Raw genomic sequence first — 26,724 nt, forward strand, 5'->3', positions numbered from 1 at the left:
GCGCGCCGCGCCAGGCGCCATGCGGGAATCGGGTCGCCTGCATGGCGCCCGGCGCGAGGCATCGCCATTGTTGCGCGCGCACAAATGTCGAATTGCGGGGAAAAACGCACGACCGGGACGCCGGTGCGGATCGCGTTCGGGCGAAGCGGCGGGGACGACGGACGGCGGAACGAGGGGCCGACGTCGGCGGGGCGGAGGGGGCTGGCGCGGAGCGGGCGCGGCGGCGATGACGCGGCCGGCGTCGCCGGTCGCTTACGCGCCGGAAAGCGCGTCGGGACGCCGATCGGCCGTGGCGGGTCGGGCGACCGGCGTTGGGGCGGCTCGTCTCGCCGCGAGCGTGAGAGATCGCGCGGCGCACATGGCCGCGCGGTGTCGATCGGTTTCGGACGCCGCCGCTCGAGATGCCGCGCCGTCGGCAAGATGCCGAAGCCGATCACGCCGCCCGCGACGCGAACGCAATCACGCGGTCAACGGATCTCGAAAGCGCCGTCGCTCGGCATCACGTTTCCTTCCCGACGGCGCGGCTTGACGCTCGCCGGCACGGCGCCCACACTGGGCCGCACGACGGCCACGCGCGCGGGTGGCGCGGGCGGCCGTCATGTGCGCGTCATGCAGGCACGGCTGCCGCACCGGCGCGCGGCGCTGGCGTCCGGCAACGAACGCGCGGAGAACTTCGACGTGGTGCGTTTTCCTTCCCGATGGACCGGCTGCCTGTTCGCGTGCGCCGTGGCGCTCGGCGCGGGTACGGCCGTGGCCGATATGCGCGACACGGGCGGCATGGGCGACATGAGCGACGCGCGCGCGGCAGCCGATGCGGCGCCCGTCACGCTCGTCAGCGACGTCCACGAGTTCGTGATCCAGCACGACGGTTCGCTCGACGAGCACGACGATTCGACGCTGCGCGCGAACGACGCGAACGGCATCGACGCGGTCGCGCAGCGCTACGTGTGGTTCGACAGGAATCTCGAGAAGGTCGAGCTGGTCGCGGCCGAGACGATCGACCGCGACGGCGTCGCGCATCCGGTCGGTGCGGACGGCATCCGCGACGTGCAGGAGCCGCGCTCGGCCGGCGCGCCGACGTTCCAGGACGGGCTGCTGCGCACCGTCGTGTTTCCCGGCGTCGAGGCCGGGTCGAGCACGCGCGTCGCGTTCCGCAAGACCCGCACGAAGCCGGTCAATCGCGGCTATTTCGGCTACACCGTCGAGCCGTCGCGCGAGCCGGTCGACAGCCAGCGGCTGATCTTCGACCTGCCGGCCGACATGCCGCTGTATGCGGATGCGCGGGGCTACGTCGCGCTGCCGCCCGTCACGGCGAACGGCCGCACGCGCTACGAATTCGACTACCGGCACGGCGCGTACGACCGCATCGAGAGCGGCGCGGTCGGCTATCCGACCTACGGCGACCGGCTCGTCGTGTCGACGCTGCCCGACTACGCGGCGTTCGCCGCACGCTACCGCAACGCGGCCGTCGACCCGAGCGCGAACGATCCGGCCGTCGTGCAACTGGCGCGCGCGCTCACCGCGAATGCCGTCGATCCGCGCGACAGGGCGCGCATCCTGTACGACTGGGTGCAGGCGAACGTGCGCTACGTCGGGCTGTTTCTCGGCGAAACGGCCGCCGCGCCGCATCGCGTGACCGACATCCTGCGCAACCGCTACGGCGACTGCAAGGATCACGTCGCGCTGTTCGGCGCGTTGCTCGCGGCGGTCGGCATTCGCAGCGAACCGGTGCTGATCAATCTCGGCGCCGTGTACACGCTGCCGTCGGTGCCCGGCTACGGCGGCGGCGCGATCAACCATGCGATTACGTGGCTGCCCGATCTCCGGCTCTACGCGGATACGACGACGGCTGGCATCGCGTTCGGCTACCTGCCGCCGATCGTGATGGACCGCCCGGCGCTGCTCGTCGATACCGGCGTGCTGTCGCGCACGCCGGCCACGCAGCCGCGCGGCCGCACCGCGCGAATCGCGATCGATGCCGCGCAGCCGGGCGCCGCGCGTGTTCAGGCTTATGTGCAGGATGACGGCTGGACCGCCGAACTCGAACGCAACCTGTTTCGCCGCGCGTCGCGCGACCGCCTCGCGCAACTGGCGAACGAGCGTTTGCGGCAAAGCAGCCTGCGCGGCCGCGCGCAACTGTCGACCAGCGACCGGCGCGCGACCGACGGGCCGTTCGATGTGACGATCGCCGGCACGCTCGATCATTTCGTGTGGCCGGACGGCACGACCGCGTTGCCCGCGCTGTCGAGCCTGACGGGCGGTATCGCGACGCAGGTCGAAACCTGGCTGGCCGAGCCCGTGCGCACGCAGCCGTGGGGCTGCGTCGGCGGCACGTTCGACGAGACTGGCCAGATCGTGCTGCCGGCGGGCGTGGTCGTGACCGACCTGCCGGCCGATGCGGCCGTGCACGACCGCTTCGTCGATTTCACGTCGCATTACGTGTTCGATGCGGCCGCGCGCGTCGTGCAGGTCACGCGGCGGATGAGCGCGGATTTCGGCCGTCAGGTATGCACGCCGGACGAGTTCGCGGCGCTGCGCGCGTCGCTCGAGCGCATCGAGCGCGACACGCAGGCGCAGATCGTCGTGCGGGCGAAGCCGCGTTGAACGGCGCGGGCACGGCATTCGCTCCGAACGGGCGAATCACCGGAATCGCCGACGCGCAGGAGGACATCATGACGGAACGGGATCACGAGATCGCCGAACTCTCGAAGGAATTGCTGGGCAGGATCGTGCAGGGCACGGTCGCGACCGGCGCGGCAGTCGATGTGGAGCAGTGCGCGGCGCTCGCCGTGCAGTGCGCGACGGCGCTGGTCGACCGGCTCGACGCGTTGAAGTGATGCAGGGCGGCCCGGCGCCGACGCCGCGCGCCGGGCGTTACGCTTCGGCGCGCACGTCGCCGTCCGCGCGCACGGCGCCCGGCGGCTTGCCGACCACGCGCTTGAACGCGCGGCTGAACGCGGCGAGCGAACCGTAGCCGAGCCGGTACGCGACCGCTTCGATCGTCTCGCGGTCGCGTGCGATCCACTGCGCGGCGAGCCGCATCCGCAGTTCGGTCAGGTAGCGCACGGGCGTCATCCCGGTCGCCGCGAGGAAGCGCTCGGCGAACACCGAGCGCGACACGCCCGCTTCGGTCGCGAGCTCCGCGACGCTCCAGTTGCGGCCCGGGTCGCGATGCAGCGCGACGATCGCGCGGCCGAGCTTCGGCTCGCGCAGCGCCTGCACCCAGCCGGTCGCGTCGCCGCATCCGCACTCGACCCAGCCGCGCACGATGAACGCGGCGACCACGTCCGCGAGCCGCGCGAGGATGCCCGCGAAGCCCGCGCGCGCCGTGCACGCTTCGCGCTCCATCGCGTCGAGCATCGGACGGATCTCCGGGTAGCGCGCGAGCAGCGTGCCCACGTGCATGAACGCGGGCATCGTGCCGACCAGCGGCTGCATGCCGCCGAGGTCGAGTTCCATGCACGCGCTGAAGATCAGCGCATCGCCGGCGCCCGGCTCCGTCGTCGCGCAGGTCGCGGGCGACACGCCGGCCGACGCCACCGACGCGACCGTATCGCAGATCTTCGCGATCTCGAAGCCGTTGATCTCGCGGCATGGCACATCCGGATCGGATACCAGCGCGTGCATGCCGCCGTGCGGCAACAGGATCGCGTCGCCGGCCTCGAGCCGCATCGTCTCACCCGACGCGTCGCGCAGCAGCACCGGCCCGCGCACCACGAAATGAAACTGCGCGCGGCCCGGCGCATGGCCGAAATTCAGCCCGAACGGCCGCGCGACCTGGATGCGGCGGTACTGGACGCCGCTCAGGCGCATCCCCAGCAGCAACTCGCTGACGAGGTCGTGCGCGTCGGGGATCGGGGGAAGCAGGGGCTCGGACATGGCGAGATTCGGACGAACGATCAATAACAACGGATTGTATGTCATAGACCGTCCTGCCGCTGTTCCTTACGATACGCCCTCATCAGTATTTTCCCTAACCGACACGGAATCCCGCATGAATCCCGGAATCTCCTCGGCCGCCTCGACGGCGGCCCCCCGCGAACCGGCCTGGGGCGCGGTATTCGCGATGGCGCTCGGCGTGTTCGGGCTCGTCACGGCCGAATTCCTGCCGGCGAGCCTGCTGACGCCGATGGCCGACAGCCTCGGCGTGACCGAAGGCGTGGCCGGGCAAGCCGTCACGGCCACGGCCACGGTCGCGCTCGTCACGAGCCTGCTGATCTCGGCGCTCACGCGCACGATCGACCGGCGGCGCGTGCTGCTCGTGTTCTCGGTGCTGCTCGTCGCATCGAACCTCGCCGTCGCGTTCGCGCCGAACCTGGGCGTGCTGCTGTTCGGCCGCGTCGTGCTCGGCATCGCGCTCGGCGGCTTCTGGACGATGGCGACCGCCACCGCGATGCGGCTCGTGCCGACGGCGATGGTGCCGCGCGCGCTGTCGATCATGTTCAGCGGCGTGGCGGTCGCGACGATCGCGTCCGCGCCGATGGGCAGCTACTTCGGCCACCTGATCGGCTGGCGCAACGTGTTCCTGATCGCGGCCGTGATCGGCGGCATCGCGTTCGTGTCGCAGATCCTCACGCTGCCGTCGATGCCGCCGAGCGGCACGACGCGACTGCGCACGCTGATCGACGTGCTGCGCCGGCCGACCGTCGGCCTCGGGATGTTCGCGACGATCCTCGTGTTCACCGGGCATTTCGCGTTCTTCACGTATCTGCGGCCGTTCCTCGAACAGGTGGCGGGCGTCGGCGTGAACGGACTGTCGGCGATCCTGCTCGGCTACGGCATCGCGAACTTCGTCGGCACGTCGCTCGCGGGCCGCGTGCTCGAACACCGGCTGCGGCCGATGCTGATCGGCATGCCCGCGTTGATGGTCGTGCTCGGCATCGCGCTCGTCGTGCTCGGCCGCGCGCCGATGATCGACGCGGTATTGGTCGCGTTGTGGGGGATGGCGTTCGGCGGCGTGCCGGTCGCATGGTCGACGTGGGTGACGCGCACCGTGCCCGACGAAGCCGAGAGCGCGGGCGGGTTGATCGTCGCGGCGATCCAGCTTGCGATCGCGACGGGCGCGGCCGTCGGCGGCGTCGTGTTCGACGCGAACGGCGCGGCAGGCGTGTTCGTCGGCGCGGCGATCGTGCTCGCGGTGGCGGTCGCGACGATCGTGACCGGCGTGCCGAAGCGGGTCGGCGTGGTCGCGTCCTGACCGTCTGGCGGCCTAGGGCGTGTTCACGCTAATAACGGGTTTGCGAACGTGCCTTTCCGCCCGCAGTGCAAGGAGTAAGGAGCGCCGTTTGGCCGTGCCAAACAAGCGACGCACGACGCCGCAATGTGGGCGGAAAGGCACGTTCCCCTGTTTGGAAAAATTCATTCGCGGGGCTGGCCCCCAGAAGGGCCGATCGCCGCGTCATGCTCCTCGCGAATACGTCGAGTATTCGCTTCGTCGCAATCCTCGCGCTCGGCCCTTCTGGGGGCCAGCGCAAACCCGTTATTAGCGTGAACACGCCCTAGCGGCCCGGCGGCTCGTGTCGCACGGGCTACCGGGCGATCGGCCGCACGTCAGGCCGCGCCGGCGTCCGCGATGCGGTCGAGTGCCGCGAGCGCGTCGGCCGGCAGATCGAGATCGGCCGCCGCGAGATTCTCGCGCAGATGCGCGACCGACGACGTGCCGGGAATCAGCAGAAGATTCGGCGCGCGGCGCAGCAGCCACGCGAGCGCGACCTGCATCGGCGTCGCGCCGATCCGGGCCGCGACGCCGGACAGCGTCGACGACTGCAGCGGCGAGAAGCCGCCGAGCGGAAAGTACGGCACGTACGCGATGCCGTCACGGGCCAGCGCGTCGATCAGCGCATCGTCGCCGCGATGCGCGATGTTGTAGTGGTTCTGCACGCAGACGATGTCGCAGATCCGCCGGCCTTGCGCGACCTGTGCGGGCGTGACGTTGCTCAGGCCGATGTGCCGGACGAGCCCGCGCCGCTGCAGCTCGGCGAGCGTGGTCAGCGGCGCTTCGATCGATCCTTCGGCCGGCCCGTGCGTGTCGAACATGATGCGCAGGTTGACGACGTCGAGCACGTCGAGCCCCAGGTTGCGCAGGTTGTCGTGCACGGCCCGTTCGAGTTCGTCGGGCGCGAAGGCGGGCAGCCACGATGCGTCGTCGCCGCGCCGCGCACCGATCTTGGTGACGATCACGAGATCGTCGCGGTACGGATGCAATGCGTCGCGAATCAACTGGTTCGTGACATGCGGGCCGTAGAAGTCGCTGGTGTCGAGATGGTCGACGCCGGATTCCACGGCTTCGCGCAACACGTTCAATGCGGCCTCGCGATCTTTCGGCGGGCCGAATACACCGGGGCCCGCCAGCTGCATCGCGCCGTAGCCGATCCGTTTGACGTGGCGATCGCCGAGCCTGAAGGTGGCGGTGTGGCGAATATCGGGCATGACCTTGCTCCTGTCGAAGAGATGAATGCGTTCAGCATAAGGACGAGTCGGCTGCGCGATAAGCGGGCATAATTCGCACGGGTTGTACGAAAAGGCGAACAATGCAAACCGATCTCGGCGATCTGAACGCATTCATGGCCGTCGCACGCGCGAGCGGCTTCCGCGACGCCGCACGCGTGACGGGCCTCAGCGCGTCGGGGCTGAGCGAGGCCGTGCGCCGGCTGGAAGCGCGGCTCGGTGTGCGGCTGCTGCATCGCACGACGCGCAGCGTCGTGCCCACCGAAGCCGGCGAGCGCCTGCTCGCGCGCCTCGGGCCGGCGCTGACCGAAGTGGCGGCGGCGCTCGACGGTATCGACGAGTTCCGCGGCCGACCAGCCGGCACGCTGAAGCTCAACGTGCCGGTCAGCGCATCGCGGCTCGTGTTGCCGGCGATCGTGCCGCGCTTTCTCGATGCGTATCCGGACATCCGGCTGGAAGTGACGGCCGACGAAAGTTTCGTCGACGTGCTGGCGGCCGGATGCGACGCGGGCATCCGCTACGACGAACGGCTCGAACAGGACATGATCGCGGTGCCGATCGGCCCGCGCATCCAGCGGTTCGCGACCGCGGCGGCGCCCGGCTATCTCGACCGGCACGGCCGGCCGCAACATCCGCGCGACCTGCTCGACCATCGGTGCCTGCGCGGGCGTTTCGCCAGCGGCGCGATGCCGCCGTGGGAGTTCGAGCGCGACGGCGAGGTCGTGCGGGTCGAGCCGGCCGCGGGGCCGTTGCTGGTCCAGATCGGCGGGGCGACGGAGTTGATGGTCGATGCGGCGATCGCCGGTACCGGCATCGTGCATCTGTTCGAAGACTGGCTGCGCCCGCATGTCGACAGCGGCGCGCTCGAACCTGTGCTCGAACCGTGGTGGCGGCCGTTCTCGGGGCCTTTTCTGTATTACCCGGGGCGGCGGCTCGTGCCGCCGGCGCTACGCGCGTTCATCGATTTCATCAAGGCATCCTGAGCGCCGATCAGCGCGCCGGGGCGTGTGCGTCGAGCAGGCGCCGCGCGTCGTCGTCGCTCATGCGGCCGACCCACGCGCTGCGGCAAACGCGCGACAACCGAAGCGCGGAAGCGGGCGCCGATGACACGGAAGGTCGTCGTTTGATGGGCAGCAGGCACCCGCCGCCCCGTGAAGCCGTTACCCGCCTTGCTTGACCAGCGCCGCCAGCGCTTTCATCGCCTGCAGATACGGATACGGCCCGTGGCTGATGCGCGCCACGCCGTACTCGGCGAGTTCCGCGATCGTCGGCGTTTCCGACACGCGCATCACGTTCACCGGCAGCGGCGACGCGGCCGTCAGTGCGCGAATCAGCGCCGGCGAGCGCAGGCCCGGCACGAACAGGCCGTCGGCGCCGGCGGCCGCATACGCGCGGGCGCGCGCCAGCGTCGCGTCGAGCAAGCGTTCGTCGTGCGTATCGGCCGCCGCCGTGAAGAACACGTCGGTGCGCGCGTTGATGAAGTAGTCGGCGCCCGCGCGATCGGCCGCCTGCCGGGCTGCCGCGACGCGGGCCGCCGCTTCGTCGACGTCGCGCAGTTCGCCCGTGGCCGGAAAACTGTCTTCGAGGTTGCAGCCGATCGCGCCGGCCTGGATGCTCAGCATGATCGTGTCGCCGACATCCTCCGGCCGTTCGCCGTACCCGCTTTCGAGATCGACGGTGACGGGCAGGTCCGTCGCGCGCACGATCCGCTCCAGCACGTCCATCATCAGTGCGCGCGGCATCTGCTCGCCATCGGCGAAACCGTTGGCCGCCGCGACCGACCAACTGCCGGTGGCCAATGCGACGGCGCCCGCGTCGGCCGCCGTGCGCGCACTGCCGGCATCCCACACGTTGAACAGCGCGAGCGGCTGGCCCGCGCGGTGAAGCGACCGGAAAATCGCGCCTTTCTCGTTGTTGCCCATACTCGTCTCCTGATGGATGGATACCGGACTGATTGTCGTGCCGAGCGATATTGCCACCGAATCGGGCGGTGCGACCGGCGTGCGCAATGTCTGCTGACAGCGCGTGACAGGAAGTGCGCGCGACCGCCGCGGCGCGATCCGAGCGCCGTTCAGTCGCGCGAGCCCGGATCGACCGATAGCGCGCGCAGCTGGCCGCGCAACTGGTCGACTTCGCCCGGCGCGAACGGCCGCTCGATCTCGGCGTGCGCCTGTTGCCACAGCGGGAACGCTTCGGCCAGCAGGTCGTGCCCGGCCGGCGTCAGCGAGAGCAGGCGGCTGCGTCCATCGTCGGGATCCTGGACGATCGTGACGAGGCCGCGCCGCTCGAGCGGCTTGAGCGCGGCGGTGAGCGTGGTGCGGTCCATCGCGAGCAGCGACGCGACCGATTTCATCGGCGCCGGTTGCGGCCGGTTCAACGACATCAGCAGCGAAAACTGGCCGTTGGTGAGGTCGAGCGGGCGCAGCACGTCGTCGAAGATACGCGCGAGATTGCGCGCCGCGCGCTGCATGTGCAAACACAGGCAGCAATCGCGCACCATCAGCGTCGTTTCGAAGGGAAGCTTTTCTTTTCGTGCCATGTTGCAATTGTGTTGATATCAACCTATCTTGTCAAGGTCGAGGCGCGGCAACCCGCCGCGTCCGTCATCGGAGGAGCAGGCATGAGTGCGCAACCACAGTTGTATCTCGCCGTATTTCTCGGGAGCCAGGATAGCCCGGCGATGAAGGCATGGCTCGCGCTGCCGGAGGACGAGCGGCGCACGCGCGAGCGCGACGGCATCGCCGCATGGCATGCGTGGGTCGACCGGCATCGCGACGCGATCGTCGAGCTGGGCGGGCCGCTCGGCAAGACCAAGAACATCGACGCGGCCGGCATCCGCGACACGACCAATGCGTTGACCGGCTTCACCGTCGTGCGGGCGGCGTCGCACGACGCGGCCGCCGCGCTGTTCGAAGGTCATCCGCATTTCACGCTGTTCCCGGGCGTGTCGGTCGACGTGATGCCGGTGCTGGCGATTCCCGGCGCGTGAGCGACGCGTGATGCCGCGCGACGCGCGTCGCTTCGTTCGATCCGTCGTGCCCGGCATGCAGACATTTTCCCGACATTCATGGATGGAGACTGGCGATGAAGCTTCACGGATTTGCCGGCACGCGCTCGCAGCGCGCGCTGTGGGGGCTGAAGGAACTGGATGCGGATTTCGAATTCGTGTCGGTCAACCTGCTCGAGGGCGAGCACAAGCGGCCCGAATTCCTGCGCCTCAATCCGGCCGGCAAGGTGCCCGTGCTGGTGGACGGCGACCTCGTGATTCCCGAATCGGCCGCGATCGTGCTGTATCTCGCGGACAAGTACCCGGAGAAGGCGCTGCTGCCCGTCGATCCGGCGTTGCGGGCGCAAGCCTATCGGTGGGTCATGTTCGCGGTGACGGAGCTTGAGCAGCCGCTGTGGCGCATCACGCGGCACACGTTCCTCTATCCGCCGGAGAAGCGCTCGCCGGCCGATATCGAACTGGCGCGCGAGGATTTCGCGACGATGGCCGCGATTCTCGACACGCATCTCGAGGGGCGCGAGTTCATCGTCGGCGATACGCTGACGGTGGCCGATTGCGTGACGGCGTACCTGATCGACTGGGCAAGCGAATGCCATTTGATCGAACCGTTCCCGCAACTGCGCGCGTATCTGGAACGGCTGTATGCGCGGCCGAAGGCGCCGCAGCGGATCGCGGAGGCGAGGAAGGCGGCGTGAAGGTGAAACGCGGGCGGGCCATGCGCGGCGTGGGCATGACGCGCCGCGCCCGCCCGCGATCACGAAACCGTATCGGGCGCACCCAGCGCACGGCACAGCATCGCCAGATCGCTCAACCTGAGATGCGGCGTTACCGCATGCGGGGGCGTCGGTTCTTCTTCAGCCGAAGGCTCGCGCACGATCCACGCGGCCTGAAGCCCCGCATTCACCGCGCCGACGATATCGAGGTGGAAGTCGTCGCCGACATGCAGCAATTCGGCCGGCCGCACGCCGAGTGCGTCCGCCGCCGCATGGAAGATCTCGGGTTCCGGCTTGGCGAAGCCGAATGCACGCGCGCTGAGCGTCGTGCGGAAGAATTCGCCGCCGCCCGTGAGCCGAAGGTCGGCGTTACCGTTGGTGACCGCGATCAACGGAAAGCGCGCGCTCAACCACGCGAGCGCCGGCAGCGCGTCTTCGTAGAACTCGACGCGATTGCGCGCCGCATAGAAGACGTCGTAAGCGCGCTCGGTCAGCGAGACATCTTCGTTCGCGCGCTCCAGCGCAAGCCGGATCGACCCGATTCGCATCGCGCGATAGTCGCTCGCGAGATCGGGGCGCAACCGTTCGTATTCCTCACGTAGCGCTGCGAGTGTTTGTTGCGTCGGCAGCACGCGCTCGGTATTCGGCGCGTGCTCGATCAACCATGCGCGAAGCGTCGCCTCGGCCCGTACGACGGACGGCCCGAACGGCCACAGGGTGTCGTCGAGGTCGAACGAGACGGCGGAAACTTTGGCGAGACGCATGGCGGTTGAAAGCGGGAAGTCGTTTACCAGGGCCACGGAACGGCGGTTCCGGTGCCGTTGTCGAGCGCGTGTCGATAGAGGAAGCGCGCGACGGTCAGGTCCTGCAGCGCGAGCCCCGTCATGTCGAAGACGGTGATCTCGTGCGCGGCACGATCGACCGATGCCGCACCCGCGAGGATGTCACCGATTTCCGTGCGCGGCAAATCCGGCGCCCACTGGCACTCGCCGATGGTGCGCGCCTGATCGTGATCGTCGACGACGATGCGCGCGCGTTCCAGCACGCCGGCCGGTAGTTCGCGCTTGCCCGCGGTATCGGCGCCCACGCAGGTCAGGTGGGTGCCCGGCTGAACCGCATCCGCGTCGAACAACGCGCCGCCGCCGGGCGTGGCTGTGATCACCACGTCGCTATGGGCGACCGCATCGTTCCGGTCGCGCGCCACGCCGATCGTGCACCGTTCGACGAAGTGCGTTTCGAACGCCGGATCCGGCTCGCCGTTGACGGTCACGTACTGCACCGTGCATCGCTGCGGCAGCAGCGCGAGCGCGTAGTCGAGCTGCACGCGCGCCTGCACGCCGGTGCCGAACACGCAGAGCCGCGTGCTGTCGCGACGCGCGAGCTGTTGCAGCCCGAGGCCGCCCGCGGCGCCGGTTCGCGCGGTGGTGATCGCGTTGCCGTCCATGATGCACAGCGGCCGGCCGGTCGCCGGATCGAACAACGCGACGGTGGCCTGATGCGGCTCGCCGCCGCGCGCCCGATTGCCGGGCCAGAACCCGGCCGCCTTGAAGCCGAGCAAGTCCCGATCGGCGACGTCGCCCGACTTGATGCCGAACACGCCGCCTGTGTGCAGTTTCTCGCGCACGACCGGAAATACGCGTCCGGCCCTTTGACTGTGCAGCACGAAGGCTTCGCGGACGGCCGCCATCACTTGCCCGGCTTGCAGGGCGGGCTCGACGGCATCGCGGTCGAGGAGAAGGAGGCGGGCGTCGGTCGGCATGGTCGGGGGTGCCTGGTCGGCACGAGACGAATTCAGGGTATTTAAAGTTTGTCCAGATTTGGACAAATAGTCAATGCGCGGATGACGCGGCGGGGACTGATGCTCACCACCCGTAGAAGCGCGGCCACGTCTGCGCGGCGCCGTCGTCGCCGACGGCCTGGTATTCGGGATGCTGCGCGCCGGTCGCGCACGCATGATTCGGCAGGATGCGCAGCCGCGTGCCGATTGGAAACCGCTGCGCGATGCCCGTATCCGGCGTACCGGTTCGCGACACGATCCCGTGTTCCTGGTTGGCGCCGCTCAGCAGGTAGCCGCCGAGCACGTCGCCCGCTTCGGTGCAGACCTGCCCGTAGCCGAAATCGTGCGCCTGGCGCTGCGTGCCGCGGTCGCGGCTCATCGCCATCCAGCCCGCGTCGACGATCGCCCAGCCTTTCTCTTCCTGATGGCCGATGACGGTGGTCAACACTGACAGCGCGATGTCGGACGGCTCGCACACGCCGATGTTGTGCATCACGAGGTCGAACATCACGTACACGCCGGCGCGCACTTCGGTCACGCCGTCGAGCCGTTCCGCCGCCAGCGCGGTGGGCGTCGACCCGATGCTCACGACCGGGCACGGCAACCCGGCGGCCCGCAGGCGCTCCGCGGCCCGCACGGTGCGGCTGCGTTCCTGCTCGGCGATCGCGACGAGTGCTGCGTGCGTGTCGTATTCGTAGCTGGAGCCCGCGTGAGCCATCACGCCGCCGAGCAGCATGCCGCCGTCGGTCAGCGCGCGGCCGACATCGATCAGCAAATCGGCGTCGGGCGGGATGCCCGAGCGGTGGCCGTCGACGTCGACCTCGATCCATACGTCGAAACGTTCGCCGTGCTCGCGCCCGAACGCGGCGATCGCATGGGCGGCCGGCAGGCTGTCGGCGACGATCTTCAGGTCGCAGCCTTGCCGACGCAGCGCAAGCGCCTGGCCGAGCTTCGCGGGCACCATGCCGACCGCGTAGACGATGTCGCGGATGCCGTCCGCGAAGAACTGCTCGGCTTCCTTGAGCGTCGATACCGTGATGCCCTGCGCGCCCGCCGCGATCTGCGCGTCGACGACGTGCCGGCATTTGGTGGTCTTGACGTGCGGCCGGAACCGCACGCCGAGTGCGTCCAGATGCGTCTGCATGCGCGCGATGTTGCGCTGCATGCGGCCGACGTCGATCAAGGCGGCGGGGGTGTTGAGGGTGTGAAGGTCCACGATGCGTCCGATGACGAGGTTGCCGATGTGGACACTGTACGGCGGCTAGCCCGCATCATGTTTAATGCGAGACTAATCCGCCATTAAGCAGAATTTAATCTGTCGACTCTCGCGGAGCGCGGCCCCGGCTCACGCTTTGCCGCGCCACGGCGGCGGATCGAGAAACTGCCGCGCGGCGTCGAGAAACACCCGCTGCCGCGCGGAGCGGCCGGTCCGCGACGGCAACAGCGCCGTCACCGGCGCGGGCGGCAGGCTCCAGCCGGGCAGCAGCCGTACGAGCTTGCCGTTCGCGAGCAACTGCGCGACGTCCCACTCCGAGCGTTCGACGATGCCGAGCCCGGCCAGCGCCCATTCGGTGATGACGGTGCCGTCGTTGGACGACAGCGCGCCGGTCACGCGGATGACGGTCGCCCGCCGCGATTCGCCCTTGACGCCGCGGCCGGGCGAGAAGCGCCAGCGCGGGATGTCTTCGTCGTTCTCGCGCAGGCACAGGCAGTCGTAGCGCGTCAGGTCGGATGGATGGTTCAGGTCTTTGAGGCGGCGCGCATACGCGGGGCTCGCGCACAGGAAGCGCTCGTTGGGCGCGAGCGGATAGCCGATCCACGAAGACGACTTGAGGCCGCCGACGTGGACGACCACGTCGGCGCCCGATGCGCTGGTCAACGGGCTTTCCGACAGATGGAGCGAGATTTCGAGCTTCGGATGCGCGCGCTGCACGTCGCGCACGATCCGCGCGACGTACTTGCGGCCGAAGCCGAGCGGGGCGACGACGCGCAGCGTGCCCTGCACGTCGCCGTGGTCGCCCGCGATGCTGACTGGCAGCGCCTCCACGCGCTCGAGAATGCCGACGGCTTCCTGGTACAGCCGCTGCCCTTCGTCGGTGAGCGCAATCCCTTTCGGCTGCCGCACGGCGAGCCTCGCGTTCAGGCGCGCCTCCATCCGTTGCAGCCGAATCGTGACCGCGGGCGGCGTGAGGTCGAGCAGCCGGGCCGCCGCGGCCAGCGAGCGCGACGTGCCGATCGCGCGGACGAGTCGAAGGTCGTCGAGGTCGAGCATTTCATGACTCTTAATGCATAGGGTATCGAGCATTAAACCGCAGATCGCGCGGCGAAGCCATCGACGTGGCGCGGGGTGGCTGCGGTGAGGATGGCCGGAAGGCGCCCGCTTCCTTCGCCTGATACATCGACGACCGTGACGCCCCCGCTGTCCACCCGCCTACGCGTCCAGCCCGAAAATCAGCGATCGATGTACGCCCACGCCGGCCGCCACGCCCGATGCCGATGCGAACGTCGCATTGGTCATCAGGCTCGACGCATCGCCGGCCGCATACACGCCTGCGACGCTCGTCCGCTTCCACGCATCGACGCGAATCGCGGTGCCGAGCGGCCCTTCGTCGAACGCGCAGCCGAGCTGCTGCGCGAGGTCGCTCGCCATGTCGGTGCGCGCGCCGACGAACAACGCGTCGATCGGCACGACCTGCCCGTCGGCGAGCCGCAGCGCGTCGATACGCGGCGCGTCGCCGACGATCTCGACGACCGGCGAGCGTTCGATGCGCACGCCGCGCGCGGCGAGCAACGCGGCTTCCTCCTCGTTCGCTTCGACCACGCGCTGCGTGAACCACGTCGTCGGGCCCCAGTCCGGAATCAGGATCGCCTGATGGACCGACAGCGGATGCGTGGCGAGCACGCCGAGCCGCTGGCCGCTCACTTCGTATCCATGACAGTACGGACAATGCAGCACGCTGATGCCCCAGCGTTCGGCGAGCCCCGGCAGCGCGGGCAGTTCGTCGCGGATGCCGGTCGCGAGAATCAGCCGGTCGGCGCTCGCGCGGCTGCCGTCGGCGAGCGTCACGTGAAAGCGTTCATCCGCGTCGCGTTCGGCCGCACGTACTTCGCCGTCGATGCGCTGCACGGTCGGATACGCGGCAAGCTGCGCGCTCGCTTCGGCGACGATCCGCGCGGGCGGCTTGCCGTCCTGCCCGAAGAAGCCGTGCGCATGCTCGGCAAAGCGGTTGCGCGGCCGGCCGGCGTCGATCACGAGCACGCGGCGGCGTGCGCGCGCCAGTTGCATCGCGGCCGACAGCCCGGCAAAGCTGCCGCCGATCACGATCACTTCATGATGGGTATCCATGCATCCACTCCTTTCTGAATCTGTGTGACGGATAGACGTGCTTCGCTGGCGGCCAACTCATGAAACACGAGAAGTTGCATGATAGGGCGATGGTATCATTCATGCAACTTCAGAAGTTTCGAGAGAGGGGAATCCCGCCCGTGAGAACCGACAGCCGTTTGTCGCGCATGCTGCATGCGCTGATCCACATGGACCGGGCCGACGGCCCGCTGACGTCGGAGACGATCGCGACGATGCTGGGCACGAATCCGGTCGTCGTGCGGCGCCTGCTCGGCGGGTTGCGCGATTGCGGCTACGTGCAGTCGGAGAAGGGGCACGGCGGCGGCTGGGCGCTGAGCGTCGCGCTCGACGACATCACGCTGCTCGACGTCTATCGCGCGGTGGGCGAGCCGCCGCTGTTTTCCGACCTGGTGTCCGAGGACGCGCCCGAATGCCTGGTCGAACAGGCGGTCAACGCGCATCTGTCGGCGGCGCTGAAGGAGGCTGAAGCGTCGCTGCTCGCGCGCTTCGGCGAAGTCACGCTCGGCATGCTGTCGCGCGATTTCGAAGCGAAGGCGGCGCGGCTGCGCAAGCCGCGCTGACGCAGCGCAGCACGGCCGCCGTACGCGCGTCACGCACGCGCAGGCGCGGCCGAAACCGCCGCGCCGCCATGTTCTGTCCCCCGACTTCTGCCCGGTTCGCCCGCCACAGGGCAAAATACGGGTTTTCCGCACCCGCGAGGGCGCGTTCGAATCACGCGCCCGGCGGCGGCAGTGCGCATGCCGCACGCCGCCGCCGGGCGCCCAGGCAAGAAACGCTCGCCCTGCCGCGAGCCCACAGGAGTCCAGACCCCATGCCCGAATCCAACCTGTCCTTTTTCGGCCGGCTGTCGCTGGCCGTCGGCACGTTCTTCTCCGTGCTCGGCAACCGCGAGTTCGCGGCCGGCGTGCTGCGCGTGCGCGACGGCGCCCCGGCGCCGGTCGCGCCGGTCCCGACGCCGGCCCCCGCTGCCGCGCCCGTCGCACCCGCGCCGGTGAAGGCGCCGGCCCCCGAGCTGCGCGAAGCGAGCCCGCAGGCCGCGCTGCAACTGCTCGGCCTGCTGCAGCGCGATGCGCGCTTCATCGATTTCGTCGAGGAAGACATCGCCGGCTATGCGGACGCCGACATCGGCGCGGCCGCGCGCCTCGTGCACGACGGCTGCCGCGCGGCGCTGCGCGAGCACTTCACGATCGTGCCGGTGCGCGACGAAGCGGAAGGCAGCCGCGTGACGCTGCCGGCCGGCTTCGACGCGACGGCCGTGCGCGTGACCGGCAACGTGGTCGGCTCCGCGCCGTTCACGGGCACCGTCAGCCATCGCGGCTGGCGTGTTTCCGACGTGCGCCTGCCGAAGCTGACGGGCAGCCACGACGCATCGGTCGTCGCACCGGCGGAGGTGGAACTGTGAGCGATCCGCGCTATTCGATCGGTATCGACCTCGGGACGACCCACTGCGCGCTGTCGTACGTCGACAGCAGCACGAGCGACGGCGAAAAGATCGTGCAGCAGGTGCTGCCGATCGCGCAGCTGACCGCACCGGGCGCGCTGGAATCGCGCGACCTGCTGCCGTCGTTCCTCTACCTGCCGCATGAAAGCGAGCTGACGCAGGGCGACCTGACGCTGCCGTGGACGGCCTCGCGCGCGTTCGCGGTCGGCGAGATGGCGCGCACGCGCGGCGCCGGCACGCCGATCCGCCTCGTGTCGAGTGCGAAAAGCTGGCTGTGCCACCCGGGCGTCGATCGCCGCGCAGCGATCCTGCCGAGCGATGCGCCGCCGGAAGTGGCGCGCGTGTCGCCGCTGGAAAGCTCGATCCGCTATCTCACGCACCTGCGCGAAGCGTGGGACCACGCGCATCCCGACGCGCCGTTCGCCGACCAGGACGTGACGGTCACGATCCCCGCGTCGTTCGACCCGGCCGCGCGCGAACTGACGGCCGAGGCCGCGCGCGCCGCCGGCTACACGCGGATGACGCTGCTCGAAGAGCCGCAAGCGGCGCTCTACAGCTGGATCCAGAAAAGCGAAGGTGGCTGGCGCAAGCAGGTGCAGGTCGGCGACCTGATCCTGTGCGTCGACGTCGGCGGCGGCACGACCGACCTGTCGCTGATCGCGGTGGTCGAGCGCGACGGCAATCTCGAACTGCATCGCGTCGCCGTCGGCGAGCACATCCTGCTCGGCGGCGACAACATGGACCTCGCGCTCGCGCACGTGGTCGCACGCAAGCTCGCGCAGCAGGGCACGCAGGCCGATCCGTGGCAACTGCGCGCGCTGACCTACGCGTGCCGCGCGGCCAAGGAAACGCTGCTGTCCGATCCGACCACCGACGCGGTGCCGCTCGTCGTGCCGAGCCGCGGCTCGAAGCTGATCGGCGGCTCGATCCGCACCGAGCTGACGCGCGCGGAACTGACGCAGACGATCCTCGAAGGTTTCTTCCCGCAGGTCGATGCAGCCGCGCGCCCGGTGAGCCGCGCGCGTGTCGGCCTGACGCAGCTCGGCCTGCCGTATGCGCAGGACGCCGGCATCACCCGCCATCTCGCGGCGTTCCTCGGCCGCCAGGTCGCGGCGCTCGACACGCTCGAAGGCGTGCAGCGCACGCTGCCGCAAGGCGCGACGTTCCTGCATCCGACCGCCGTGCTGTTCAACGGCGGCGTGTTCAAGTCGACGCTGCTCACGCAGCGCGTGCTCGACACGCTCAACAACTGGCTCGCCGCCGAAGGCGCGCCGCCCGCCCGCCTGCTCGAAGGCGCCGATCTCGATCTCGCGGTCGCACGCGGCGCGGCGTACTACGGCTACGTGAAGCGCGGCCGGGGCGTGCGCATTCGCGGCGGCACGGCGCGTGCGTACTACGTCGCGATCGAATCGGCGATGCCCGCGGTGCCGGGGCTCGAGCCGCCGGTGCAGGCGCTGTGCGTCGCGCCGTTCGGGATGGAGGAGGGCACGGACGCGGCGCTGCCGCCGCAGGAATTCGGTCTCGTCGTCGGCGAACCGGTGCAATTCCGCTTCTTCGGTTCGTCGGTGCGTCGTCAGGACCAGGTCGGCACGCTGCTCGACTACTGGTCGGCGGAAGAGCTGCAGGAGCTGGAGGAAATCCAGGCGACGCTGCCCGCCGAAGGGCGCACCGTCGGCGAAGTCGTGCCGGTGAAGCTGCATGCGCGCGTGACCGAAGCCGGCACGCTCGAACTCGAGGCGATCCCGAGCGGCACGAACGAGCGCTGGAAGGTCGAGTTCGACGTGCGCGGCGCCGCCTGAGCGCGATGAAGCGCTATACGGTCGGCATCGACCTCGGCACGAGCAATACGGTCGTCGCGTACGTCGAGGCCGGTTCCGACGCGATCCGCGTGTTCGACGTCGAGCAGCTGGTCGGCCCGGGCGCGGTGGCCGCGCAGCCGCTGCTGCCGTCGGTGCGCTATCACCCGGCGGCGGGCGAGCTGCCGCCGGACGCGCTGCGGCTGCCGTGGGCGGCCAATTCGAAGGCTGATCCGAAGGCCAGCGCGAATGCGGCCGATTCGCCGCCGGCCGTGATCGGCCGCTACGCGCGCACGCTCGGCGCGCAGGTGCCGGGCCGGCTCGTGTCGAGCGCGAAGAGCTGGCTGTCGCACGCCGCGGTCGACCGGCTCGCGGCGATCCTGCCGTGGGGCGCGGCCGATGGCGTCGACAAGGTGTCGCCGGTTGATGCGAGCGCGAGCTATCTCGCGCATGTGCGCGACGCGTGGAACGCGCGTTTTCCCGATGAGCCGCTCGCGCAGCAGGACGTGATCCTGACGGTGCCCGCGTCGTTCGACGACGGCGCGCGTGCGTTGACCGTCGAGGCCGCGCGGCGCGCGAAGCTGCCGGCGCTGCGCTTGCTCGAAGAACCGCAGGCCGCGTTCTACGACTGGCTGTACGGCCAGCGCGACACGTTGCGCGAGACGTTCGCCGCGCCGCGGCGCGTGCTGATCTGCGACGTCGGCGGCGGCACGACCGACCTCACGCTCGTCGACGTCGCGCCGGGTGACGACGGCCAACCCACCTTCACGCGCGTCGGCGTCGGCAACCACCTGATGCTTGGCGGCGACAACATGGACCTCGCGCTCGCGCGCCTGGTCGAGTCGCGGCTGACCGAGCCCGGTACGCGGCTGTCGGCCGCGAGCCTGTCGCAACTCGTCGAGCGCTGCCGCGCGGCGAAGGAGCGGCTGCTCGGTGACGACGCGCCGGCGTCCGTCACCGTCACGCTGCTCGGCGCGGGCAGCAAGCTCGTCGGCGGTGCGCGTTCGGCGGAGCTGACGCGGCAGGAAGTCGAGCAGATCGTCGTCGACGGGTTCTTTCCGCAGGTCGAGGCCGGCGAATTGCCGCGCCGTGCGCGCGCGGCGATCGTCGAATTCGGCTTGCCGTATGCGAGCGACGCGGCCGTCACGCGCCACGTCGCCGCGTTCCTGAACCGTCATGCGGAAGGCCCGCTGCCGGACACGCTGCTGCTCAACGGCGGCGTGTTCCGCGCGGGCGCGCTTGCCGGCCGTCTCGCGCAGACGCTCGGTGCGTGGCGCGGCGCACCGCTCGACGTGCTGCACAACGCGCATCCCGATGTGGCCGTCGCGCGCGGCGCGGTGGCCTACGGGCTTGCGCGCGCCGGGCATGCGCCGCGCATCGGCGGCGGCTCCGCGCGCAGCTATTTCCTCGTGCTCGACGATGGCGAAGGCGACGCAGCCGCCCGCGGCGTCTGCCTGCTGCCGCGCGGCGCGGAAGAGGGCCGCGAGATCCGCCTCGACGATCGCACGTTCGCGCTGCAGCTCGGGCAGCCGGTGCGTTTCCACCTCGTGTCGACGGTGGCCGACACGAAGTATCAACCCGGCGATCTCGTCGATCTCGACGGCGGCGATTTCGTGCGGCTGCCGCCGATCGCGACGGTCGTCGATGCGAAGGCGGGCGGCGACGCGCGCGAAACGCCGGTGAAGCTCACCGCGTCGCTGACCGAGGTCGGCACGCTCGAAATGCATTGCATCGCGACGGGCGACGCGGCGCGCCGCTGGCGGCTCGAATTCCAGTTGCGCGGCGATGCGCCGGTGCAAGGCGACGATGCGGCGCTCGCGCGGCATCCGCGGCTCGACCAGGCGCTCGAGCTGATCGAGCGTTCGTTCGGCAGCAAGGCCGCGGGCGTCACGCCGAAGGACACGCGTCGGTTGCGCGCGCAACTCGAACAGGTGCTCGGCGCGCGCGAAGACTGGGATGTCGCGCTCGCGCGCGAACTGTTCGACGCATTGCTCGCGCGGGTGCGGCGGCGGCGGCGCTCGGCCGATCACGAGCGCGCGTGGCTGAATCTCGCCGGGTATTGCCTGCGTCCGGGTTTCGGCCATCCGCTCGACGCATGGCGCATCGAGCAGCTGTGGCCGCTCTTCGACGACGGCATTCAGTATGTGACCGATGCACAGGTGTGGTCCGAGTGGTGGACGCTGTGGCGGCGCGTGGCCGGCGGCCTCGACGACGATGCGCAGACGCAGGTGCGCGACGCGATCGCGTTCCTCGAGCCGTCCGACGACAAGCGGCGCAAGTTGCCGTTCGATCCGGCCAAGGTCGGGCCGGCCGACATGACGCGATTGTCCGCGTCGCTCGAACGGCTGCCCGTCGCGCGCAAGGTCGAGCTGGCCGAGCGCCTGATCGCGCAATTGCAGAAGCCGGCCGATCGCGCGTTGTGCGCGTGGGCGCTCGGGCGGATCGGTGCAAGGCGGCCGTTCTATGGCAGCGCGCATAGCGTCGTGCCGGCGGAAATCGTCAACGGCTGGCTCGATGCGCTGTTCGCGCTCGACTGGAAGCAGGTCGAACCGGCTGCGTTCGCGGCCGCACAGATCGCGCGGATGACGGGCGACCGCTCGCGCGATTTGCCGGACGACACGCGCGAGGCCGTCATCAAGCGCCTGTCGGCCGCCAACGTGTCGGCGGCGTGGATCGACATGGTCCGTGAAGCGACCGCGTTCGACGAAGCCGATACGGTGCGCGTGTTCGGCGAAACGCTGCCGGCCGGATTGAAGCTGCTGGGTGATTGAGAGCAGTGCGGGATGCGTCGATCTCGTTCGCGGATCGAAGCGTCCGTTCCCGGTCGACGTCGCGCCACCCATGGCACGACGTCGAAGCCGGTTTCATTCAGGCATGCGACACCCCTTCGCGACGCTTTTCCGCTGATCCGGTTTCTGCGCCATCGCGCGCGGTTACCGAACGGGAATCGCCAACACCGAGACGAGCATTTTGTTGTCGACGCACAAGGCGCGACGCGGCACGTTCCTGCGTGCGGTCAGGCGCCCGCCGCCGATTCCGGAAACACCGGCTCACCAAGCGTCAGCATCAGCCGGTTCGCCCACGCGAAGATCGCGATCGCGTGCGACAGGTCGAGAATCTCCTCATGCGTGAGCCCTTCGGCCTCGAGCGCGGCGATATCGCTGTCATCGATCGCGTCGGGCCGTTCGGTCAATGCAATCGCATAGCGGACGATCGCGCGTTCGCGCGCCGTCGTGCCGGCCGTCGCCGGATCGTCGAACACCTGCTCGATCGCATCGGTGCGTTTCGCGAGCTGCGTGAAGCGCTGCGCATGCACCGACGCGCAGTACACGCAACCGTTCACGCGCGACACCGCCGTGCTCGCCAGTTCGCGCTCGGCGCGCGACAGCCCGCCGGGGCCGTACATGATCGCGTTGAACACGCCCGAGCGCTGCAGCAGGATCTCGGGCAGATGGACGAGCAGCAGGTAATAGTCGGATGTTTTCGCTTGCGGGTGGCTCGCGTCGAGCACCGCGAGCTGATCGGGTGTCGCCGCGTCGAGCGATACCGTGTCGAGCCATGCGCGCCAGCCGAGCGTGTCGAACGTGAAGCCGTGGGCCGTAGTCGTCATGCGGCCTCCTTGGCGGCGCGCGCTTGAAGTGCCCGCGCGGCGGCGGCCACGCGCAACTGATACGCGACGAACGCGATGAGCTGCGACAACGCGACGATCGCGGATGTCGTAAGTCCGGCCGATTTCAACGCGGCGAGATCGGCCGCGCGTGCGTCGACCGGCGCGTGCGTCAGGCGCTTCGCGTGCAACAGGATCGCGCCGAGGCGGCGAGGCAGCGCGTCGAACGCATCGGCATCGGCTCGTTCGATATCGTCGAGCGTGCCGCCTGCGTCGAGCAGTCGCGTGCGATAGATGTCGGTCAGCGCGTGTGCGTTCGACTGTCGCGCGACATAGCGTGCCGCATGCAGCCGCTCGACCGGCGAAAGATCGGGCAGGGGGGGATCGAACAGTGCGGCTTCGCTCAGTTGCGTATGCAACAGCACCTTGCCGCGTGCGCGGCGCAGCGCGGCGACGGCGTCGCCTTCGCGCAGGCCGGCTGCCGCATCGATCGTATCCGGCACGGCGGCCGGCGTGAGGGAGTCAGTCATCGTTTCGGTTTTCCTTCGTCGTCAAAGTGACCGATGGCGTCGGCGTCGCGCCATTCGTCGCCTTGCAGTTCGGCATTCGCGTACGCGACGAGCGCGTCGTAGTGGCGGTCGCGATCGGCATCGAACAGCCGGCTCGCAATGCCGCGCGCGAGCCGCTGCGCGCCTGCGCTGATGGCCGGAATGTCGCCGGACAGCTTGCCGTGGCTCAGGCTCGCCGCATGATTGAAGCAATGGATGCGCGTGACGGCCGGGCACGCACCGCGCTCGCGCTCCTGGAACGCGAACGCTGGGCCGAGATCGGGCGACTCGGCGAGCTCGTCGAGCCATCGCGCCGGTTCCGGCCGATAGCGATCCTTCCAGCGCCGCACGTGCGCGCCGAACGACGCGAATTCGTCGCGCGTCGTCCAGTCCGAATGAAAGCCCGTCGCGAAGATCAGGAAGTCGACCGTGTAGCGGCCGCGCGGCGTCGTCACGTCGAGGCCGTCCGCGTGGTCGGCGAGCGCCTCGATCGGGCTGCCCGCATGGAAATGCGCATGATCGTGACGCGACACGCGCAGCACGCTGTCGCGTGGCGGCGGCGTCTGCGACGTCAGCGCGTAGTGCATGTAGCGCCATTTCGTCGCGTCGTCGAGATCGGCGTAGCCGTGCACGAGGCCCGGGCTGCCGATGCCGGTCAGCTTGTTGATGCGTGGAATGTCCGCGCGGCGGAAGAACAGGTCGACGCGTGCGGCGCCCGCTTCGAGCGCGGTGCCCGCGTTGTCGAACGCGGACGCGCCCGCGCCGACCACGCCGACGCGCTTGCCCGCGAGCGCGGCGAAATCGATCGGCTCGGACGAATGGGCCCAGCGCGTGCGCGGCGCGCGTTGCGCGACGGGCGGCACGTACGGGCCGCCGAGGCCGTCGCGGCCGGTCGCGAGCACGACGTGCCGCGCGAGCAGCGTCTGCGCTTCGCCGTTGCCGCGCACGTCGAGCGCGAGCAGCCCGTCCTCGCGCGGACGCAACGCGACGAGCGTCGTGTCGTTGCGCACCTGCAGGTCGAGCACGCGCCGATACCAGCGCAGGTACTCCATCCATTGCGCGCGCGGGATCTTGTACAGCGCATCCCACGCGTCGCGGCCGTATTGCGCTTCGAACCACGCGCGGAACGTAAGCGCCGGCAGGCCGAGCGCGGGGCCCGCAAGCTGCTTCGGAGAACGCAGCGTTTCCATCCGCGCGAACGTGACCCACGGGCCTTCGTAGCCGGCCGGCGCGCGATCGATCACGCACTGGTTGTCGATGCCGAGCAGGCGCAGTTCGGCGGATGCCGCGAGCCCGGCCATCCCGCCGCCGACGATCGCGACGTCGAGCACGCGCGCGCCGTCCACGTCACGTGGCGGCACCCACGACGGCGCGGGCAGGTCGAGCCAGCGCAGGTCCTGTGCGAGCCGTGCTTCGAGTGCGTCGAGTGGCGTCGTCATGCGGCCTCCGAGCGCGCGCGGCGGGTTCGTGTCGGGCGAGGCGGGCGCGCCGTGCGTTCGGTGCGCAGCCGGTCGCCGCGCAGCAGCGCATCGTGCGCGGCGGCGTCGTGAAAAATCACGTCGTCGAGCAGCGTGCGCGTCGTGCGGCGCAGCGCGTCGAGCAGCGCATCGACGGCCGCCGTGCGCGCCTTGCCGGTCGGCGTCGCGACGCCGAACGCGAACGGGATGTCGACGTCGAGCGGGCGTGCGACGACCCCGTCCACCGGCAGCGCGACGCCGGTTGCCGGATCGACGATGCCGATCCCGATGCCCGCGCGCGCGGCCATCACCGCATTCAGCGACGCATTGGTTTCGATGAACACGCGCGCCTCGACACGCGCGGCCGCGAACGCCGCGTCGATCCGCTGGCGCAGCCGATGCCGGTTCGCGACCGTCACGATGCGGCGCCGCGCGAGGTCGCGCAACGCAATGCGAGGTTTCGCCGCGAGCGGATCGCCGGCCGGCAGCACGGCGACGCACGGCGTCTGCGCGATCCAGTGCACGTCGAGCCCGGCATGCGCCATCGGCAGCGTGACGACGCCGACATCGGCCGTGCCGGCCAGCACCTCGTGCACCACATGCTCGGCCGATTCGCTGCGCAACTGGTAGTGCGGCGCATGCGTATCGTCGGGCAGCGCGGCGAGCGCGGTCGGCACGAGCGTGGCCGCGAGCGACGGCGTGGCCGCGATGCGCACGGGTTCGGCGGTGTCGTCGCCGAGCGCGCGGGCCCGCGCCTCGATCGCGCGCAGGCCGACCAGCGAGCGTTCGACTTCCTCGTACAGCAGAAACGCGCGCCGCGTCGGCGTGACGCGCGGGCCGTGCCGGTCGAACAGCGCGTAGCCGAGATCGGCTTCGAGTTCCTGGATCTGCCGCGTGACGGCCGGCTGCGAGCGGCCGAGCAGTTCGCCCGCGCCGGTGACGCTGCCGGCCGACATGACCGCGGAAAAGGCTTCGAGTTGATGCAACTCCATGACGCGTTCCGATGATGCGATTTGCGCATTGTAGGAGTGCAAGCATGCGCGATTCATATAATGATTTTTGCTATCGACAGCGGGAAAACTGCGAAGCGCGCGATCGTCGCGGCGGCCGGCCATGCGCGCATGCGCGCCGGTTGCGCGGGGTGACAAAAACGAAAGGCCAATCGAATCAACGCGATGCGACGCATGCCGGCATGTCGATCGAGGCAGCGGGTAGCCTGGATCGATCATGAGCGTTATCCGCTTCGCGCCGCGTGCGATATCGATATGCGCAAAACTTCGTTGGATCGTCCTGAACCCGATGGTTACATGCCCTCACTCTTTTCGATTGACTGAAGCAGGGGGACGCATGAACGTTTCGGGGAACGACGCGCGCGGCGCATGGTGGCGCGTGCTGGGCACGGTGGCGGCGCTCGCCGCCGCATGGGGCTTGTCGACAGGCGGTGCGCTCGCGGCCGGCGTGTCGGGCGAGCCGGTGGTGATCGGCGCGAGCGGGCCGCTCACGGGCCAGGACGCGCAATACGGCGAGCAGTGGAAGCGCGGCTTCGATCTCGCGCTCGACGAGATCAACGGCAGCGGCGGCATTCACGGCCGGCCGCTCGCGATCGACTTCCAGGACAGTCGCAGCGACCCGCGCCAGGCGGTGGCGATCGCGCAGAAGTTCGTCGCCGATCCGCGCATCGCGATCGAGCTCGGCGACTTCTCGAGCGCGACGTCGATGGCCGCGTCGCCGATCTACCAGCGCGGGCAACTGATCCAGTTCGGCTTCACGAATTCGCATCCGGATTTCACGAAGGGCGGCGACTATCTGTGGAGCACCGCGCTGAGCCAGGCGGAGGAACAACCGCTGCTCGCGCGCTATGCGGTGAGGGAACTCGGCTTCAAGCGGATCGCGGTGCTGTACCTGAACACGGACTGGGGCCGCACCAGCAAGGACATCTTCGCGAAGGCGGTGACGGGGTTCGGCGCGCAGGTCGTCGCGGCCGAAGGCTACCAGCCGGCGGAGAAGGATTTCCGCTCGACGCTCGTGCGCATCGGCGAATCGAAGCCGGATTCGATCGTGCTGATCTCGTACTACGCGGACGGCGCGCAGATCGTGCGCCAGGCGCGCACGTCGGGCGTCGCGCTGCCGATCGCGGCGGTGGGCTCCGTGTATTCGCCGAAGTTCCTCGAACTGGGCGGTACGGCCGTCGAAGGCGTCTATACGGAATCGAACTTCTTCCCGGCCGAACCGCGCCCCGAGGTGCAGGCGTTCGTGCAGCGCTATCGCGCGAAATTCCACGCCGATCCCGATTCGTTCGTCGCGCGCGCGTACGACGCGCTGATCCTGTCGGCGGAAGTGCTGCGCCGCTACGGCACGACGCGCCAGGCCGCGCACGACGGCTTCGCGAAGATCAGCGACGTGCCGAGCGTGATCTTCGGCAAGGTGCGCTTCGATCCGCAGACGCGCCGCGTCGCCGGCGCGCGCACCGTGTATCTGGTCGTGAAGCAGGGGCAGTGGGCGCTGTGGGACGGCGCGAAGCCGCAACTCGCGGCGCGCTGAACCCGAACCGCACGCACATGACG

General features: G+C 69.8%; 24 protein-coding genes. 11 read left to right on the forward strand and 13 right to left on the reverse strand.

Annotated elements, in window-relative coordinates:
• Positions 1-678: 678 nt before the first annotated feature.
• Positions 679-2,604 (forward strand): DUF3857 domain-containing protein, encoded by a 1,926-nt coding sequence (locus tag GJG85_RS27105; RefSeq protein ID WP_089489704.1) that lies wholly within the window; start codon positions 679-681, stop codon positions 2,602-2,604.
• 68 nt (positions 2,605-2,672) lie between these two features.
• Positions 2,673-2,837 (forward strand): hypothetical protein, encoded by a 165-nt coding sequence (locus GJG85_RS27110; RefSeq protein ID WP_012338702.1) that lies wholly within the window; start codon positions 2,673-2,675, stop codon positions 2,835-2,837.
• Between the two features lie 37 nt (positions 2,838-2,874).
• Here the strand turns inward: GJG85_RS27110 and GJG85_RS27115 are convergent, their stop codons facing one another.
• Positions 2,875-3,924 carry an AraC family transcriptional regulator gene (locus GJG85_RS27115; RefSeq protein ID WP_089489021.1) on the reverse strand — a complete coding sequence of 350 codons (1,050 nt, stop codon included), beginning with the start codon at positions 3,922-3,924 and terminating at the stop codon, positions 2,875-2,877.
• Positions 3,925-3,994: 70 nt separating this feature from the next.
• Here GJG85_RS27115 and GJG85_RS27120 point away from each other — a divergent pair, with 70 nt between their 5' ends.
• Positions 3,995-5,197 (forward strand): MFS transporter, encoded by a 1,203-nt coding sequence (locus GJG85_RS27120; RefSeq protein WP_050017227.1) that lies wholly within the window; start codon positions 3,995-3,997, stop codon positions 5,195-5,197.
• A gap of 353 nt (positions 5,198-5,550) precedes the next feature.
• Here the strand turns inward: GJG85_RS27120 and GJG85_RS27125 are convergent, their stop codons facing one another.
• Positions 5,551-6,429 carry an aldo/keto reductase family oxidoreductase gene (locus tag GJG85_RS27125; RefSeq protein ID WP_050014346.1) on the reverse strand — a complete coding sequence of 293 codons (879 nt, stop codon included), beginning with the start codon at positions 6,427-6,429 and terminating at the stop codon, positions 5,551-5,553.
• Positions 6,430-6,530: 101 nt separating this feature from the next.
• On the opposite strand from GJG85_RS27125, the gene GJG85_RS27130 reads away from it, so the two are divergent.
• Positions 6,531-7,430: a LysR family transcriptional regulator gene (locus GJG85_RS27130; RefSeq protein WP_050014347.1), complete on the forward strand. Its 900-nt coding sequence runs from the start codon at positions 6,531-6,533 to the stop codon at positions 7,428-7,430.
• Between the two features lie 177 nt (positions 7,431-7,607).
• On the opposite strand, the gene GJG85_RS27135 is transcribed toward GJG85_RS27130, so the two are convergent.
• Positions 7,608-8,369, reverse strand: a complete 762-nt coding sequence (locus tag GJG85_RS27135) for an isocitrate lyase/phosphoenolpyruvate mutase family protein (RefSeq protein WP_050014349.1) — start codon at positions 8,367-8,369, stop codon at positions 7,608-7,610.
• A gap of 149 nt (positions 8,370-8,518) precedes the next feature.
• Positions 8,519-8,986, reverse strand: coding sequence for a MarR family transcriptional regulator (locus GJG85_RS27140; protein ID WP_050014351.1), 468 nt, complete (start codon positions 8,984-8,986; stop codon positions 8,519-8,521).
• 81 nt (positions 8,987-9,067) lie between these two features.
• Here GJG85_RS27140 and GJG85_RS27145 point away from each other — a divergent pair, with 81 nt between their 5' ends.
• A complete protein-coding gene (locus tag GJG85_RS27145; protein WP_050014352.1) occupies positions 9,068-9,436 on the forward strand; it encodes a hypothetical protein in 369 nt (122 codons plus the stop codon).
• A gap of 95 nt (positions 9,437-9,531) precedes the next feature.
• On the forward strand, positions 9,532-10,149 hold the full coding sequence (locus GJG85_RS27150; RefSeq protein ID WP_204384057.1) for a glutathione S-transferase family protein: 618 nt from the start codon (positions 9,532-9,534) through the stop codon (positions 10,147-10,149).
• 59 nt (positions 10,150-10,208) lie between these two features.
• Here GJG85_RS27150 and GJG85_RS27155 read toward each other — a convergent pair whose 3' ends face one another.
• From GJG85_RS27155 to GJG85_RS27175, 5 genes are all read right to left on the reverse strand, one after another.
• A complete protein-coding gene (locus GJG85_RS27155) occupies positions 10,209-10,931 on the reverse strand; it encodes an HAD family hydrolase (RefSeq protein WP_124554413.1) in 723 nt (240 codons plus the stop codon).
• A 23-nt stretch (positions 10,932-10,954) separates the two neighbouring features.
• A complete protein-coding gene (locus GJG85_RS27160; RefSeq protein WP_089489023.1) occupies positions 10,955-11,926 on the reverse strand; it encodes an ornithine cyclodeaminase family protein in 972 nt (323 codons plus the stop codon).
• A gap of 103 nt (positions 11,927-12,029) precedes the next feature.
• Positions 12,030-13,160 carry a DSD1 family PLP-dependent enzyme gene (locus GJG85_RS27165; RefSeq protein WP_050014357.1) on the reverse strand — a complete coding sequence of 377 codons (1,131 nt, stop codon included), beginning with the start codon at positions 13,158-13,160 and terminating at the stop codon, positions 12,030-12,032.
• Between the two features lie 129 nt (positions 13,161-13,289).
• Entirely contained in the window at positions 13,290-14,249 is a 960-nt protein-coding gene (locus tag GJG85_RS27170; protein WP_089489024.1) for a LysR substrate-binding domain-containing protein, read from the reverse strand.
• 126 nt (positions 14,250-14,375) lie between these two features.
• Complete coding sequence (locus GJG85_RS27175; RefSeq protein WP_050014359.1) at positions 14,376-15,290, reverse strand: NAD(P)/FAD-dependent oxidoreductase; 915 nt, start codon at positions 15,288-15,290, stop codon at positions 14,376-14,378.
• A 140-nt stretch (positions 15,291-15,430) separates the two neighbouring features.
• Here GJG85_RS27175 and GJG85_RS27180 point away from each other — a divergent pair, with 140 nt between their 5' ends.
• The 4 genes from GJG85_RS27180 to GJG85_RS27195 all read left to right on the forward strand — a co-directional run bounded on the left by GJG85_RS27180 (position 15,431) and on the right by GJG85_RS27195 (position 21,319).
• Entirely contained in the window at positions 15,431-15,871 is a 441-nt protein-coding gene (locus GJG85_RS27180) for an Rrf2 family transcriptional regulator (protein ID WP_204384058.1), read from the forward strand.
• A 251-nt stretch (positions 15,872-16,122) separates the two neighbouring features.
• On the forward strand, positions 16,123-16,713 hold the full coding sequence (locus GJG85_RS27185) for a DUF2760 domain-containing protein (RefSeq protein ID WP_050014363.1): 591 nt from the start codon (positions 16,123-16,125) through the stop codon (positions 16,711-16,713).
• Positions 16,710-18,551, forward strand: a complete 1,842-nt coding sequence (locus tag GJG85_RS27190) for an Hsp70 family protein (RefSeq protein WP_204384059.1) — start codon at positions 16,710-16,712, stop codon at positions 18,549-18,551. Before GJG85_RS27185 ends, GJG85_RS27190 begins: the two co-directional genes overlap by 4 nt.
• Positions 18,552-18,556: 5 nt before the next feature.
• Entirely contained in the window at positions 18,557-21,319 is a 2,763-nt protein-coding gene (locus tag GJG85_RS27195) for an Hsp70 family protein (protein WP_050014367.1), read from the forward strand.
• 245 nt (positions 21,320-21,564) lie between these two features.
• Here the strand turns inward: GJG85_RS27195 and GJG85_RS27200 are convergent, their stop codons facing one another.
• The 4 genes from GJG85_RS27200 to GJG85_RS27215 are packed head-to-tail and all read right to left on the reverse strand — an operon-like array spanning position 21,565 to position 25,152.
• The gene (locus tag GJG85_RS27200; RefSeq protein ID WP_050014369.1) at positions 21,565-22,158 is read right to left on the reverse strand and encodes a peroxidase-related enzyme; all 594 of its coding nucleotides are present in this window, start codon (positions 22,156-22,158) and stop codon (positions 21,565-21,567) included.
• Positions 22,155-22,685, reverse strand: coding sequence for a hypothetical protein (locus GJG85_RS27205; RefSeq protein ID WP_089489026.1), 531 nt, complete (start codon positions 22,683-22,685; stop codon positions 22,155-22,157). The genes GJG85_RS27200 and GJG85_RS27205 overlap by 4 nt, the downstream gene beginning before the upstream one ends.
• Positions 22,682-24,142, reverse strand: a complete 1,461-nt coding sequence (locus tag GJG85_RS27210) for an NAD(P)/FAD-dependent oxidoreductase (protein WP_204384060.1) — start codon at positions 24,140-24,142, stop codon at positions 22,682-22,684. Before GJG85_RS27210 ends, GJG85_RS27205 begins: the two co-directional genes overlap by 4 nt.
• The gene (locus GJG85_RS27215) at positions 24,139-25,152 is read right to left on the reverse strand and encodes a LysR family transcriptional regulator (RefSeq protein WP_089489705.1); all 1,014 of its coding nucleotides are present in this window, start codon (positions 25,150-25,152) and stop codon (positions 24,139-24,141) included. Before GJG85_RS27215 ends, GJG85_RS27210 begins: the two co-directional genes overlap by 4 nt.
• Before the next feature lie 355 nt (positions 25,153-25,507).
• Between GJG85_RS27215 and GJG85_RS27220 the strand changes: the two genes are divergently transcribed.
• Positions 25,508-26,701, forward strand: coding sequence for an ABC transporter substrate-binding protein (locus tag GJG85_RS27220; protein WP_050014373.1), 1,194 nt, complete (start codon positions 25,508-25,510; stop codon positions 26,699-26,701).
• Positions 26,702-26,724 lie beyond the last annotated feature (23 nt).

This window comes from Burkholderia sp. MS389 (assembly GCF_016899425.1).
In the GTDB taxonomy this organism is placed as follows: domain Bacteria; phylum Pseudomonadota; class Gammaproteobacteria; order Burkholderiales; family Burkholderiaceae; genus Burkholderia; species Burkholderia sola.

Bases quoted from the DNA above. Each gene is read 5' to 3' on its own strand.
- GJG85_RS27160 (WP_089489023.1), bottom strand. From the start codon at position 11,926: ATGCCGACCGACGCCCGCCTCCTTCTCCTCGACCGCGATGCCGTCGAG.
- GJG85_RS27140 (WP_050014351.1), bottom strand. From the start codon at position 8,986: ATGGCACGAAAAGAAAAGCTTCCCTTCGAAACGACGCTGATGGTGCGC.
- GJG85_RS27220 (WP_050014373.1), top strand. From the start codon at position 25,508: ATGAACGTTTCGGGGAACGACGCGCGCGGCGCATGGTGGCGCGTGCTG.
- GJG85_RS27170 (WP_089489024.1), bottom strand. From the start codon at position 14,249: ATGCTCGATACCCTATGCATTAAGAGTCATGAAATGCTCGACCTCGAC.
- GJG85_RS27110 (WP_012338702.1), top strand. From the start codon at position 2,673: ATGACGGAACGGGATCACGAGATCGCCGAACTCTCGAAGGAATTGCTG.
- GJG85_RS27185 (WP_050014363.1), top strand. From the start codon at position 16,123: ATGCCCGAATCCAACCTGTCCTTTTTCGGCCGGCTGTCGCTGGCCGTC.
- GJG85_RS27145 (WP_050014352.1), top strand. From the start codon at position 9,068: ATGAGTGCGCAACCACAGTTGTATCTCGCCGTATTTCTCGGGAGCCAG.
- GJG85_RS27215 (WP_089489705.1), bottom strand. From the start codon at position 25,152: ATGGAGTTGCATCAACTCGAAGCCTTTTCCGCGGTCATGTCGGCCGGC.
- GJG85_RS27210 (WP_204384060.1), bottom strand. From the start codon at position 24,142: ATGACGACGCCACTCGACGCACTCGAAGCACGGCTCGCACAGGACCTG.
- GJG85_RS27200 (WP_050014369.1), bottom strand. From the start codon at position 22,158: ATGACGACTACGGCCCACGGCTTCACGTTCGACACGCTCGGCTGGCGC.
- GJG85_RS27150 (WP_204384057.1), top strand. From the start codon at position 9,532: ATGAAGCTTCACGGATTTGCCGGCACGCGCTCGCAGCGCGCGCTGTGG.
- GJG85_RS27120 (WP_050017227.1), top strand. From the start codon at position 3,995: ATGAATCCCGGAATCTCCTCGGCCGCCTCGACGGCGGCCCCCCGCGAA.
- GJG85_RS27195 (WP_050014367.1), top strand. From the start codon at position 18,557: ATGAAGCGCTATACGGTCGGCATCGACCTCGGCACGAGCAATACGGTC.
- GJG85_RS27130 (WP_050014347.1), top strand. From the start codon at position 6,531: ATGCAAACCGATCTCGGCGATCTGAACGCATTCATGGCCGTCGCACGC.
- GJG85_RS27125 (WP_050014346.1), bottom strand. From the start codon at position 6,429: ATGCCCGATATTCGCCACACCGCCACCTTCAGGCTCGGCGATCGCCAC.
- GJG85_RS27155 (WP_124554413.1), bottom strand. From the start codon at position 10,931: ATGCGTCTCGCCAAAGTTTCCGCCGTCTCGTTCGACCTCGACGACACC.
- GJG85_RS27175 (WP_050014359.1), bottom strand. From the start codon at position 15,290: ATGGATACCCATCATGAAGTGATCGTGATCGGCGGCAGCTTTGCCGGG.
- GJG85_RS27205 (WP_089489026.1), bottom strand. From the start codon at position 22,685: ATGACTGACTCCCTCACGCCGGCCGCCGTGCCGGATACGATCGATGCG.
- GJG85_RS27115 (WP_089489021.1), bottom strand. From the start codon at position 3,924: ATGACATACAATCCGTTGTTATTGATCGTTCGTCCGAATCTCGCCATG.
- GJG85_RS27135 (WP_050014349.1), bottom strand. From the start codon at position 8,369: ATGGGCAACAACGAGAAAGGCGCGATTTTCCGGTCGCTTCACCGCGCG.